Annotated in this window: 9 protein-coding genes; 1 reads left to right on the top strand and 8 read right to left on the bottom strand. The window is 36.0% G+C overall.

All coding sequences use genetic code 11. The features are described from left to right. Window positions 1-397: hypothetical protein (locus H8Z76_RS13495; protein ID WP_207723145.1), on the top strand; the 397-nt coding region annotated here is incomplete at its 5' end. Window positions 398-431: 34 nt separating this feature from the next. Here the strand turns inward: H8Z76_RS13495 and drmB are convergent. The 8 genes from drmB to H8Z76_RS13200 form a co-directional block, all read right to left on the bottom strand. Then, window positions 432-2,189, bottom strand: coding sequence for a DUF1998 domain-containing protein (drmB, locus tag H8Z76_RS13235; RefSeq protein ID WP_186982814.1), 1,758 nt, complete (start codon window positions 2,187-2,189; stop codon window positions 432-434). Between the two features lies 1 nt (window position 2,190). Beyond that, a complete protein-coding gene (drmA, locus tag H8Z76_RS13230) occupies window positions 2,191-5,508 on the bottom strand; it encodes a DISARM system helicase DrmA (RefSeq protein ID WP_186982813.1) in 3,318 nt (1,105 codons plus the stop codon). 16 nt (window positions 5,509-5,524) lie between these two features. Continuing rightward, window positions 5,525-8,143 carry a DISARM system SNF2-like helicase DrmD gene (drmD, locus tag H8Z76_RS13225; protein WP_186982812.1) on the bottom strand — a complete coding sequence of 873 codons (2,619 nt, stop codon included), beginning with the start codon at window positions 8,141-8,143 and terminating at the stop codon, window positions 5,525-5,527. Between the two features lie 2 nt (window positions 8,144-8,145). Further along, window positions 8,146-9,429, bottom strand: a complete 1,284-nt coding sequence (locus H8Z76_RS13220; protein ID WP_186982811.1) for a DNA cytosine methyltransferase — start codon at window positions 9,427-9,429, stop codon at window positions 8,146-8,148. Between the two features lie 13 nt (window positions 9,430-9,442). Next, window positions 9,443-12,322, bottom strand: coding sequence for a DEAD/DEAH box helicase (locus H8Z76_RS13215; protein WP_186982810.1), 2,880 nt, complete (start codon window positions 12,320-12,322; stop codon window positions 9,443-9,445). Window positions 12,323-12,324: 2 nt separating this feature from the next. Further along, on the bottom strand, window positions 12,325-14,412 hold the full coding sequence (locus H8Z76_RS13210) for a site-specific DNA-methyltransferase (RefSeq protein WP_186982809.1): 2,088 nt from the start codon (window positions 14,410-14,412) through the stop codon (window positions 12,325-12,327). Between the two features lie 4 nt (window positions 14,413-14,416). Then, window positions 14,417-14,641, bottom strand: a complete 225-nt coding sequence (locus tag H8Z76_RS13205; protein ID WP_186982808.1) for a helix-turn-helix domain-containing protein — start codon at window positions 14,639-14,641, stop codon at window positions 14,417-14,419. Window positions 14,642-14,803: 162 nt separating this feature from the next. Further along, window positions 14,804-15,071, bottom strand: a 268-nt coding sequence (locus H8Z76_RS13200; protein ID WP_186981568.1) for a transposase, incomplete at its 5' end; no start/stop codon positions are given.

The following is a 15,071-nucleotide window of genomic DNA, read 5'->3' as shown; positions in this document are numbered from 1 at the left end:
CTGTAGCTTGTCGATCGGTTTGTACATTGTTTTAGTCCCTCGTATGCTCAAAATCTGTAAAAAACTGCAAGAAAAACGATTTGTTTTCGTCAAAATCCTTGCTATCATTATACCAGAAAGTGGGGCAAAAGTCAGTAAAATCAAGTGTTTGCGGCTTGATCAGCAGACACTAATTATGCTACTATTGGCTTCCTCAAGCATGGTCCTTACAACATTCATTGTAGTCCTAGCATTAATTGAAAATGAAGGTGGCGCAGTAACCACTAATGATACTTTGTCAGAATCATCCTGCATTAATGCTTGGCCAAATAATGAAGCCAAATCATCACAGGAATCGCCAACTCCCGGAAATGCTTGTTTAAGCATTTCCGATGCCTTAGAAGTTCCATTTTCCTGATCTTCCTTTATTGTATTAAACAAAATATCTGGATTTACAGATCTACTTGGCATAAATCATTCACCAACTCTCTAAAATATGCATTATCCTCTCTACCTGGAATAGGTACTACCAAACCTCTATCAAGCATTCTATTACCATTTTCACACGCCGTTTCCGAAATCATACAGCAAGAATGGCATGCAGCTCCATTGGAATTCTTTCCAGCCGGCATATTACTCATGCATTCTGGATCATTTGTACATACTAATGCTTCTTGAAAAGCATCTCTCATAATGCCTGTTAGCTGAGAAACACTTCCTAACTCTACAAGTCCTCCTAGAGAACCTTCTTTATCCGCACTTCCTGTATAAAGCAAAATTCCCGCCATATTATCGCCGAAATATATTCTCTCTCTAATCGCAGAAGAAGAATAACCTGACGACATAGACATCTGCTTAATCAATAAATGGGCAAAAGTATGCATTAACACATAAACTGCATTTCGTACAGAAGTTATTGTCCATCCCTTAGACTGACAAAAGTCCCTATATGATTCGGCATAACGCTCTGAAATATCTTTTACAGCTGATATTTCTAACCACTTTGAAAGCATCTCTTTATTAAACTCAATAAAAATACCTTCACCATTGACTTCAGCTGCCGGAAGCCATCTCTCATTTTTTCCTTTACTCAGCGCCACTATATTAGGTTGATTAGCTGGATCAGCATCTGGATCTGGAGCATCAACTCTAGTAAATCCCAATAACACCCTTACTTCACGCAACCTTGTAACTCTTACAATTTTGCTAAAGTATTTCTGCAAGTAAGAAGGCAACGGATCTTCTTCTGCCTTAAAATGCTTCTTATTCGATTGATAAGCAGGATCTGAGTGATGGGTTATGGCATTGTATTCCATCTGTTTAATCTCAGTGAATTCCTTGATGTTATTCATACGCTTGGTAAGAGCTTCATCAAATTCTTCTCTACGATAATTAGCAAAATACATCTCGTAGATTTTTGAAACCCCTTCATCACCAAAAGCCTGCTTAGCAAACTCAATATTGCGTATATGTTCGTCTATTAAATTGTAAAGTGGATTAATCCATGGTGGAATGGATATCGCACTTTTACTTACTGCGAAATAAACATTTGATGCACCGCGCTGTGATGGAATTATCTGCTTTCCACATTTTTGATTCTTTACATTAGGTCTAAATGGATGATGACCAGGGCAAGCCAATCCATCAAAATTATCCTTTTGTGTTGCACCGCTCATACTCCGTTTTGCCCCACAACTACACTGCACCCACATATCTGCCAACGTAGATGTGTTTCCTGTTGAGAACATCTTCAATGAACCTTTACAATCTGCATTTCCACGATGAACCCACCAGCTCCAAGGAAAATCTGCCATATGCCCATTTTCACACATAGTTATAAATCTGGCAGGATATGCGGTCCTATGACATTCAGGACAAGTAACACCATATCTTATGTATTTATCTACATCAAAATTTTCCCTTGCATCAAACAATCTACCGCACTTTGAATTCGAACACACATGCCAATACGGAAAAGATACAACCGGCACATCACCATTTGAACTCGTCCTTGGCATATAGAAACAATCAACACCAAGATATGACGCTAATCTACCATCTATAATCTTTTGTCCTTTTTCCTTCCAATATGAAATATCTAAAACTGTAACTGAGTCTTTTACGGCGTCTACAACGGAACCTGGCCCAAATGTAGTAATAATTTGATTAGGTCGTAATTCCCCCAGCTTATTCTTGTCAAAAAAAGCCATCTTAATCCTCCGTGTAGTAATACATATTTGCTGAGCTCTCGACTTCTCTCATTGACTGAAGAGTAGGTTTTTCAGTATCAACATGAGGCTTGTCATATGGATTCATCAATCTGTTATATCGCTCAGTTCCCACAACATAATATCGAAGTGGTTTTTCTTGTGCTGCCCTAAGCTTCCACCAATCAATGAATTGATCTATCTCATCACTTGCATCTGCTTTTGCTGCCGGCTTAATTATATTAAGTCGTTCAAGAATTAATTCCTTTACTTCGTCTATCTCTTCATTTGTTAAGCTTGCAATGGCAGAAGCATCCGCATTATTTGCAAGATTCGGGAATTTCAATCTTATAGCAGATATAATAACTGCATGTAAAACTCTATCTCTAGCTCTAGCAGAAAAAGGAGTTGCTGTAGTTCCTTCAACAAATCTATATAGCTGAGAATGGTACCCCGAGAAATTCTCATAATGTGATAAATCTCGTGGTCTATATGCGTTATACAAAGTGACTACAAGACCAGGATATTTTCTACCTATACGGCTTGTGGCCTGAATATACTCAGAATTCTGTTTTGGCTGACCAGTCACCACCATTAGTCCAAGTCTATCGACATCCATACCAACTGCTATCATATTTGTAGCAACAGCAGTATCTAAACAATCCTTTGATTCACATGTCGTTTCCAATTGCTTTAGCTTCTCTGGAATCTGGTATGATGACATACGAGATGTAATCTCAACATTCCTATTTAAGAATCTTTGCTTTTCTAAACCATATTTATTTTTTATACGCTTTATTCTCTTAGGAATATCGTCTTGCAAAAGACGCACTGCGCCACCAAGCTCACGTATACTGTTAAAATATCCAACTAACGAGTAGTATGGATCAATTACATCTTTAAACTCTTCCTCTTGTGACAATGTATACGCAGACTGAAGTATAATTGCATATATTCTCAACAATGCTGTTTTTACTGATTGTCCAGGCGCACATACACCTACATATTTTCTAAATGGATTATCCTTTATAGAAAGCTCCTTAATAAAGAAGCTATCCCCTATTTCAAAACCATTCGGTGGAAATTGAGTTGTCATGTTTCGGCCATACAAGCATTTAGTCTGGGCAGCAGCATTCTTTATGGTAGCTGTTGAAACGACATATTTCGGTTTAATACCATCATATGTACACATATCCTCGATAATAGTTTCATATGCGCCATAGACCGTACCCAATGGTCCGGTAATTAAGTGTAACTCATCCTGAATAATTAATTCTGGCGGTAAAAAAGGTTTAACATCCACTAATGATGATGTAGGCAATGTTGCAGTCTTATTATGTCTTGAATGCTCAGCCCCCATTGCTACATATCCATCTCTGCTACATTTTCTATCTACCCTGCCAAAAAGTGCATTGGTATTTACATCCCATGGTAAGCGTGCAAATTTGTCAACTGTAGACAAAATGATAGTTGGACATTTTGCATATATCTCTTCGTCAACTAAATACACCGGAATAGGTATTCTATTATCTTTGTATCGATAAAATTCACAGTGCTCATCTGAGCAGTATATTTCAATTGACTTCTTCTCAGGTTCAATATTAAAATTCTCTTCTTTAAGAGGTTTTCCACAAAAAGGACATGTTAAAAGCTGCTTGAACACTTTATTACGTGCACTTCTTGCCGCAGAAGGATAATCTGGCTTCTCAATAAATTCATCAAATTTATTCGGAGTAACGCCTCCACCAACCCAGAATCCAATACTGATTGGTTCATTACCATACTTTTCCGGCATCCTACGCCTAGTTAACTCAGCAGCGACAACCATTTTTGTAATACGATCCCTCTGCTGTGTAGTTAATAATCTAAGAGTATAACGAAGCATTACTGTAACTCCGCCATCAGCATTGTATTTTGCATTACTATTTGCTCTCAATCTTCTATTCGCAATGACAAATGCCATTAAACCTAAGTATGCTTCTGTTTTTCCTCCACCTGTCGGGAAATATAAAAGATCAACTATTTCGCGATCCTTATGCTTAGGATTAACAATTCCAGATAGATTCATAAGAATAAATGCAATCTGAAATGGTCTCCAACCAAAATTATTGTTAGAATCCTTTGGATTAACAAATTCCTTAAAATTACAATCTATTCCTGCCCCGTTTTTCTTAGAGTAATTCTTAATGCTATTCTGATAATAGATAACCATATTCATAAAACAAAATGCTTCAAAAGCTATTTCATCTGTCTCAATCACATGGATTCCTTCTCTTATTCTTGTTAACGCATCTAAACATCTACTAATTACATTGTTACCAATTTTATTAGCAAAATCCTCATCTTTCATTCGTGAATTTGCTTTTAAAGTTTTTTCTATCCAATTGGCATATGAGTCAGCAAGCGTATTTAATTTAACTAGGATTTCATCTTTTTTACCCTTACTAGCCATTAATGATGTAGAAAAATAATTTTCATCAAAGCCATCTAAAGCTGCACTAACGCCAGGGAATTCATTTTCAGGAATAAACGCTGACTCAACGCATGTAGATTTACCATTTATTGGTTCATCCCATACAGCAGCACAACCCCTTCCTCTCCCCAAAATAGGTCTCTGTTCAAAATAAAACTCATCTTCTGCTAATATTTCTCTACATATATGTTCTGCTAGGAAAACATAAGAATTGTCTTTTGCATACGCTTTCAGATGCACCTGAAACATCATTCCTTCAGCTGCATTTTCTGGATTATTTCTTTTATTAACAATATATACAGTAATAAGCGAATATTGACCTTTTAATCCAATCTTTGACATATGAAGATGAATATTTGAATCGGACACTAATTTATACTCTTTCGTTCTATTACTATCACTAAGGTCCAACTCAATTGTTTCTGTCATTGGAATTCGAGTATATATTGTCTTACTATGTTCTTTTCCATCTTCATCCTCATATTTTTCTGAAGAGTTTACATAGTCTCCCCAAGACACATCTATGCTAATTGTTTTCGTTGTATTTTCAACATAAAAACTAATACCCATAGATGAAGGGATTTGAAAATGAGTTGTCATAATCGGCTCATTATCATCATCTTCACCAGCCGTATAATCTTCCCCGTCTTCATATGCCATATCTGCATCAACTTCTTGCTCATCTTCAACGCTATTTTCATCCTTTTGAATATCAAGCATTCCGACAAGGTAAGCAAACTTAGGGCTTTCTTCTAATATTTCCTCTTCTTCTCTAGGTCCAATAAGATCCAGACGTATATCATCTATTATTTTCTGACGTACCTCCGAATACTTAAATCTATCAGACATAAGTACTTATCCCCCTTTAAAACTTCAATGCTATATTTACAAGAATCACAGGATTGATATCATATTGGGCATTAAATTCCTCTATCGTTCTATCAGCTTCTCTTTTTAAAGCTTTAACCTTTTCTCCTATACCATCCTGCTGTTTATCGAGTTGCTTTTTCTTTTCTGCAGCCTTCTTTAAAATCTCCTCTTTTTCATATCTATTTGAAGACATAGATTCCTCAATCAATAGATTTTCTATTTCTTTCTGAAGATCCTGCATTTTTAACGAAATTTGGTCTATTTGTATCTTGAACCAATTATCTATTTTTTCTTTGTTATAGTCCTTAATAGGTTGAACAGAGTCCTCATATTTTTTGCTCATTTCAAGCAACAATTTATCGTATATTTTTCGATAGTTTTCTTCCTCTTTTGGTGTGGGAGTAAAAAACTTAATATCAGAATCATCTGCATCTTCTATCGCTGTAACAATATCCTTCTCATCAAATTCAACATATTCTCCGTTCTCATCGCAAAGTAGTAACACAGGGAAAAGTATCTCCGTGTTATTACAAAAAGCGCCTAAAAACAAAGTTCCATGTGAACCCAAACTGTCTCGTCCCCAGTTATCAATTTGCCAATAATAGGTTTTACCATCCATTTCAGGTTCATTAAATTGATTCCAATATTCAACTTCTTTTAGATATTCAGATATCTCTGCTTTTGTTGCATCAAGAGACGCCTCTTTTGCATCTGGACTCTCTGTAATTAACAAATTTTGCAGTTTAACAGCTTGACTATTTAACTCTGAATCCAATTTTTTATCCAACTTATCAAACTCATTATCAAATTCATTATTTGAATCACATGATTGATATATATTTAAAACCTGTTGTTCAAAACCAGTTCCAGATTGCAGAGCACCAAGCGCAACATCAGACGCACCAAACACACCATCAAATAATTCAAACTTATGCCTTAAAATCTCATAAACACGCCTATCTGCCTCATTTTCAGTATTTAGCAGATTAATCGCAACTACATCATGCTTTTGTCCATATCTATGACAGCGACCGATTCTCTGCTCAATCTTTTGAGGATTCCATGGCAAATCATAATTAATTACAGTATTACAGAACTGAAGATTTAAGCCTTCAGATCCTGAATCAGTAACAATGAGGATCTTTGCGTTGTTCTTGAAATAATCTACAATCGCATGCTTATACTCAACACTGCGACCATAATTAACATTTCCATAGTTTTTCACTTGCCAGGCTCTATAAATCTCTTTTGTCATTGAATCATCGAAATCACCATTAAACAGAATAATATCCGCTTCACTATATCCACTCTTCCTAAGTTCTGATGCAATATATTTCTGCGTTCTTTTTGATTCCGTAAAAACAACTACCTTCTCATCTATTCCTAGCTCTTTTTGATGTTCAAAAGCTGTTGAAATAGCTGTTTTAAGAGCTTCAACCTTAGCATTTTCTGTAATCAATACAGCTGTATCAATTATCTTCTGAACAAGCTCTATTTCTTCTTGGATTTCCTGTTTCTGAACAATGACATCTTCATCTTCTTTATCTTCGAAATCTGATTCATCAATCTCATCCTCAAGAAATTCAAGGAACAAATCAAATCCTTCTTGTGCGTTTGCTGACTTTGATCCCTGGTATAATTTATTAAGTCGTTCTTTAAACACTTCAAAGGTCTCTACCAATGCGAAACTAGAAGAAGCCAACAATTTTCGGATGACCAAAATAATTAAACTTCTATTATTAACAGGAATCGAATATAAAGTTTTTCTTTTAAGAAAAGCATTTACTTGGTTATATAATTCTGCCTCAGCATCACTCAATTTAAAGTCGACTGTAATACATGTTCTCTTTTTAAAATCCATGTATTTTCCAACATCTTTTCTAAGTGTCCTATAAAGAATCGGTGATAACTCTTCTTTCAATTCAGAGTAATCCCCTGACTCAACAAACTTACGATTGAATATTTTTTCTGGCCCAAAAATTCTGTCATCAATAAATGATGCAAGACCATGTAAATCAGACAATCTATTCTGGAGAGGTGTAGCAGTTAAAAGAATCTTTGGTATTCCCTTTGTAATTTCATAAAGATTCTTTGCTCTTTTTGTCCCATGAAAAACATTCCTAAGATTGTGTGCCTCATCAATTACAATAAAATCCCACTTCACCTTAGGAAACGTCTTCATAAGCTTGGACGAATAATCATAAGACACAATGGCAATCTTTGTTTTGTTACTATTTTCAAGCCACGCTTTCCATGTTGATCGATCTTTATCAACAGTCAAACGGTCTAAAATGCTACTCTCTAAATTAAATTTCTCTTCTAACTCAATTTCCCACTGCTTTCTTAACGTAGCTGGCAAAACAATCATTATATTTCTTGCGCCCGCATTAATTACATAATTAATAACTAAACCCGCTTCGATTGTTTTACCTAATCCAACCTCATCAGCAAGTATTATTCCACCCGTTTTAAGTGCTTGTACCGCAGCACAAAAAGCATTTACCTGGTGTGGGTTAGGATCAATATGAGCATTTAACAAACAACTATAATGTGACTCTTTTAATGCTATTTTTTTATATCTGCTGTATTGCTCTAAAAGCAGATTATTCTCCATATTCACTCACCCTGTTTCAATACACTTAATATTCCTTCTGCTATTCCTTTTGCCATTAAAGGTGGAACTGCATTTCCTATTTGAACAAATTGAGCTGTCCTCGGTCCTTCAAAAAAATAATTATCTGGAAAAGACTGAATTCTTGCAGCTTCCCTTACTGTTATAGATCTGTGTTGCTCAATATCGGGATGAATAAAATAATGTCCATCTTTTGAGATATGAGCCAACATTGTATGACAGTAATGATCCTTACCTTCTACAACCTTGAATCTATCCACAAACGAATGTCGATTTTTATGGGTCTTAAGCTCCTCTGGGAGGCTATTATAATTCAGCCGGCTTCCCTTACCATCATCCCATGCTTCTATAGCTTTCCTATAGATTTCTATATCTCTATCTTTATTTGGTCTCGCCTTATGTAATGTAAGAACATCATCATCTGAGCGTAACTTCATTGTCCTTAGATAATCACTATATTTGCTAGACCGGTATTCACTTACATCCTTACCCGCTCCAGGCACAAGTTTAGGTAAATCATTTAACAGATCTTCAACAATGGCATCTGATGTTTTGTCCTGGAACTCAGGATATGAATAATTTGTGCCTTTTTTCCATCCGACAATAATCATTCGTCGCCTGTTTTGAAGAACTCCAAAAGTCCTTGCATTCCGCTCCTGAGGCTCGATTTCATAACCCACCCTCTTTAGCTGCGCTTTTATTTTTTTCCAGGTCTCACCTCCATTGGCGGACTCTATTCCCATAACGTTTTCAAAAACAAACATTTCAGGCTGATATTTCTTCAGAAATCTTGCATATAGTTTATACAAATCATTCCTTGGATCCTCGTTCATAGGAACCTTCATATGACTACTCTGAGCCCTACCAACCAACGAATATGCTTGGCATGGTGGGCCGCCGATTATAACATCCACGTGTGAGATTCCCTGTTCTTTCATAGACTTATCAATTCTTTCAAAAAGTCTTGGCAATGTTTCATCTGACATAGTCTCGCAGATTACAGACTGCAATAGTCTCTCCGGTATATATTCCAGAAACTTTTCTCTGGAAATACTACCTTTAAGATAATCATAGTAAATATTAATCTTTCCCTGTTCCTTCAGGTAATAATAACCTGTCCTGGTCTCAAGTGTCTTCGCTGCATATGTATTCATCTCAACATGCGCGATTGGTGAAAAACCAGCCTGCATAAACCCCTCTGAAAGGCCCCCTGCGCCAGCAAATAAATCTATGAAATTATAAGTTCTTTCTGAGGACTTATTCTGCATGTTCTAAAAACCTCTATTCTTCAAATTCTCCGTCTGTATCAAAAATATGATCTAATTCATCAGTGTTAATAGCAGACATAACCTTATTTCTTATTGATCCTTTGGCTAAGTCAAGACGTTTTAATCTATTCTTACCTGCTGGATCCTTTGACATTCTTATGAGCTGTATACGTCCAATTCGAACCTCCTCTTCTGCATACTTAGCAAATCCCTTTGCCTTACCCAAATTGTCTTTGAATTCAGGATTGTGAGGCTCAAGAATGTCAATCACATATCCAAGTTGGTCATCCTTACGCACAACAATAAAATCGGGATATGTAGCTTTTATTTCTCCATCAATTTCATATGGGATACATAATGACCACGACTGTCTTACTTGATTACGTAACCAGCATACAAAATCTGATTTCTTTTCTTCCTCTTCAATTACAGCTTTTTCCCAATTATTTAGTTTAATAATTGCTTTTCCATCTTCGTCTGCATAAAGATGATCTGTATAAGCATCGCCGCCTTTTTCTATTCTTGCACTGATTGTTTCCGGCAATGTGAAATTGTGTTTACTTACTTTATCTCCATCGGCGACAATGTCACTATATTGCTTTCTACACTTTTCCGACTTAGCTACAACATACTTTCTATACTTATCATTGAGCTCATGAAATTTCTTTTCAGCATAAGAATTCAATTGCTTCATGCAATCATCATCTGCTGCAAAAAGAATGCAATCCAACTTAAATGCATTCGGATTATCAAAATCCAAAAATCTTCTTCCATAAGCATATGGGAATCCATATCCACCAAGTTTCGCGTCTGCTGCTCTTAACTGTCGATCCAAGTCAGATTCGAGCGATGCGAAATAATCTTCAAGTGGATAATTCTTGACCTTTTCTCCAAAAACATCGAACACTTGGATAAGCAATTTCATTTCCATAACCTGCTTCACAAGACTATCGTACTTTCCATCCTCATGAAGCTTTTCGATATAGGAATGAATTAAATTGGTCACATCCGTCTTAATTTCATCATTTGCTTCAGGATAAATCATATTCTGCGTAAGTACGCCTGCTAAGCTCAATAATGATTTCAAATAACTGTTAATTTTTGTAAATCGAACCATATAAGTTAGATAACCCTGTTCGTTTACAAATTTAATAATTGATTCGCGATCGATTTTTTCAACAAATGACAATCGTTCATAATCATCACTTTTTTGCTCACCAATTGTTTCAGGCTGAATACTATTTACCGGCACCTGTACTATTGGAAGCGGATGCTCTTGTGGATGAACATCTCTGGTAACCCCTGTGATGTTATTGCTATCGATATAAGTTCCTCCATTTGCAACATTCGTCTCATTTGTAATATTGTCAAAAGAGTTTGATTTCTGAATCAATTCACTGTTGGTAGCAGGACTGACTATCTGTAAATTTGATGTCGTATTTGAGTTTTGGTAATCAAACATATTCATCTGTCCAGGGACTTGTTTTTCCTGCCTCTTATTCCTTGTATGAACCGTCCATGAAACAACTACTTGCTCTTCCAAAGATTCACCATCAATAACTGCTGGTATTTCTCCGCCTTCTTCGCTCTGCAATTCTTTTATGACATCGTTTACAGTATCTTTATTAAAATATGGAAGATATAATCTGACATCATTTAATGATTCATCGACCATTACGTGGCATTGCAATGGCGTTCTAATCATTCTTCCAAGAAGCTGGGCAATATATGTAACATCTTGGGCTTTTCTAAATGACATCATTGTCTCTGCCCTTGGACAATCCCATCCTGTAGACAAGTTTTCCTTAAATAAAACCACCTTTATCCTTCGATCATCCGCAATATCTACAGGTTCAACATGTGGAACATTTAAACCATTGATAGATATTGTTCCAGTAGACCCAAAGGTATGCACAACTTCATTTTCTTTAAATTGCTCGCCTATTCTTTCCTCGACTTTAGCAATTACATCATCCAAATTTGTGTCAGATATTTTATCACCTGATCCAGCAAGAACTTGAATTACAAATACTGGATTAACATTTGCATAATGTTGCTCATAAGTGTACTGATACCAATGCTCACACTTATTCTTCCATTCATCTGTAGCGGCTTGAAGCAATACCATATCATTATGTTTAGTAGGATCATCTGGATATGTAATGACAATACGGTCTTTTAATAATCCTGATGCTCTAACCTGAGCCGCAGAAATAACAATTTTATACAACGTTGACGTAGTATCATTACCTACAAGAGCATTAAATCTCTCTGCAGTTGCACTCATTCCAATTACAACAGGAACTGGCGATAGCTTATAAGCCTCACTGCCCTTTATAAATCTCTGCATTATTGTTGTAGCTGTTCCTGCTGCTCTTCCCTGCATTCCTCGATGTGCTTCATCAATAATAAAATATAAGCTATTTGTTTTTTCTCTAGCTGTATTTTCGATGGTCTCCCAAATTGTATATTGACGCGTATCTGAGTGATAGCTCAGGTTTCCACCTTTACCTAATTTTTGAGTATTCAAAAAATAAATGTGCCCATCATCCAAATATTCTTGGTCAAACGACTCATCCGAAATTACAACACACTGATCCATTCTAATTTTATCAGCCTTATATTCTATTTTTTGTTTTGACTGCTCGTTAAGCTGAGGTGAATCCGATAGCCAAACAAAGATCGCATCAGGTTGCTCTTCGTAATTCTCATTACCAAAGAAAATGTCCTCAATTAATGAAGCCATAATGATAGTCTTACCAGAACCTGTTGGCGCCTGAAGTGATACAACCTGTGGCACTTTTAATTGTCTATAATTATTCAAAGCTACAGCTACATGAGATCTAAGATCATTGACAGCCTGCTTCTGAAATGGAAATAATTCATTTATCACAGTTAGTTCCTCCCATGGTTAATTCGAAAATTATCTAAATAGTCACGGTATAGCTGATATGTATCTTTTACATTCAAACTTCTAACCATGGATCTATAATTCACTTCATAATCTGTTACTATATATACCGTTTGTATTTCAGAATGCTCTTTTACAAAATTTTCAAACTCTGCAAAATTATTCTCATCAATCAAAACCGCAAACTTGTTCTGCGGTAAAATAAGCATCTTGGGTAGTTCGTCTCCACAAATATTCGGACATCTTCCTTGTGCTCCTGCTTTCATCCATAAAATAGGTAAAAGTTCTTTAAACTGCATTCCTAATGCAACCGCTGTTTTATCCAAAAAGCCAAGCTTAAAGAATATACAGTTACTTCTAAAACCTTTTTTCATTTCAACTTCACTATCCAAGTATTTGCCATTAAGAGGTTGATTCTTTATATCTACCCCCTTTATGCAACATACAGTTCGTGGCCAAGTTACTGATTTAGCTATTCCTAAAGACTCCCATTCTATATCTCCTGGCTTATAACCTTTAGACTCTAAAGCTTTAGCCTCTTCTCCCGAGATTTCATTATTTGTAACCATAATGCATCTTCTTTGTCCATCATCCTCACTATTAAGCAAATTTACAGCATGCATTGTAGTCCCAGAACCCGCAAAGAAATCTACAATTAATGCATCTTTTTTATTCTTAACAAAAAAACCTATAGTGTCCTTAACCGCGTATAATGATTTTGGATATTTAAACGTTGCATCATTTTTTAATATTTGCTTAAGAAGCTTGCTTCCAAAAGTTGTTGCGTCATGGCTAGATTGATTCCACATAGTTCTAGCCTGAACCATCTGATCTTCCACACGTTTTAAAATCATAACGCCATTATCATCACGTCCGACAACAGCTATTTTTCCATCTTCTATTTCTTTTAATTGACCTTGTCTTAAGTACGTAATAGAATACTTTCCTCTAGCTTTTCCTACACGAATTGCACCTATTTCTAGTCTTTTATATAGTTCATCAAGCCCAACTTGCCACACTCCCTCATTTCCATTTCCGTGCATCGGCCAAATAGCCACACAGCCTTCAGGTGCATAATCATCGCGTTTATTACCTCTTCCAGGAGGTGTTCCAGCGCCTTCAATTTTCAACGTCGTCTCATTAACATAAATTGGATAAAAGCAGTTTTCAGAATGTTGACGCAATGAATTACTACCTGTTCTTGTAAGCGAAAACCAATTAACGGATTCTTTGGTCTCTACTTCTTTGTCTAACATATTTCGTGAAGACAAAGCAGGTTCACTATCACCAATCATCACAAAAAATATATATTCATCTACTCTTGTAAAAATCTTACTTCTTGCTGCTCCATTAGGATTAATACAACTGGTAATCATCTGTATTCTTGCATCAGGAAACATTTCTTCTAGTAAACATCCTAAATGAAGATATTCTTTTTCATCTATCGTTATAATCAAAACACTATCACTAGGATTCAAAAGATTTTTTGCAAGTTTCAAACGTCGCTCAATAAATGACAGCCATTTACTATGCCTATATACATCATTCCCATCTACATAATCATTATTGTATTTCCAGTCTTTTGCACCAGTATTGTAAGGCGGATCAATATATATACAATCCACCTTACCGGCATATAGATATTCCAGCAATTGTAATGCATGATAATTATCTGCTTCAATCAAAGTATGCCAAAAATCATCTTCAGAAGAATTGCATACATCATCTATAGGTTTTAAATATGGGTAAATTGATTCTCCAAATTCAGCCACTCGTACAACATCATCTATTGATAATGTCTTTGTCTCTTCCTCTGCTTTTATTCCACACACTACATTGCCATTTTCGATTGATAAAACAGAATAGACATTCTTATCTTCGCTTCTATCTTTAAGCATCACCTTACAACCACGCTTGATTGGCATATCATAGAGTGGAGTAACTTCCGGTAAATGACTTTCAAAAACTAAGCCGAACTTTTTCTGCTTAGATAATTTATTAACCTCCTGCTCAAGCTTTTTTTTCAAGCTTTCATCTGTGATTTGTGAAATCAAATCATTAATTGCTGCCATATTATTACCTCTCTAAAATCGTATTTCTATCAATACTAACTATATCTCCGAAGTCACAATCCAACTCCAAACATATCTTCTCCAAGACACTCATGGACACAGTCTCACCCCTGCTCATCTTTGCAAGTGTGCTGCTACTGATTCCGATGTTTTCGTTCTCAACAAGATCCATCTTTTTCATGTTCTTATCGATCAATAATTTCCATAATCCGTTATAAGATACAGCCATATAATTCCTCTCTTATGGGGATTACCCATATTTGTGAAGGACCTTACGGTTCCTATAAATAGTCCTAGACTACATTATACTCGCACTTTCGCATATTTTCAAATGCAATTTTCGACTTCTCGAAAATTATTTTCGAATTAGTATCTAAATAGTGTCTGCTGATTAAGCAGATATCTGCAACTTCCAGCTCTTACATCTGTTCCAGTCATGCCAGAAGCGGAACAGACGCAAAAGAGCGTAAAGTATTCGCCTCTGAATCCTGAACAGATTCGTCACGAATACAGATAATGCGATAGAAGTCAACTGCGTTCCTTCCAGTTTTGTGGTAATGCAGCTCATACCATAACAGCGTTTGCTCAGGCTGAAGGTGCGCTCCACTTCGATTCTATCGGTATTATCCTGATACTCCTGTTTTTTATCAACTTTTGCT

Origin of the sequence: Roseburia yibonii, from assembly GCF_014297335.1 — a bacterium.
GTDB classification, from domain to species: Bacteria; Bacillota; Clostridia; order Lachnospirales; family Lachnospiraceae; genus Roseburia_D; species Roseburia_D yibonii.
The sequence above is the reverse complement of the archived record's forward strand: the minus strand, read 5'-3'. Positions and strand labels throughout refer to the sequence as shown.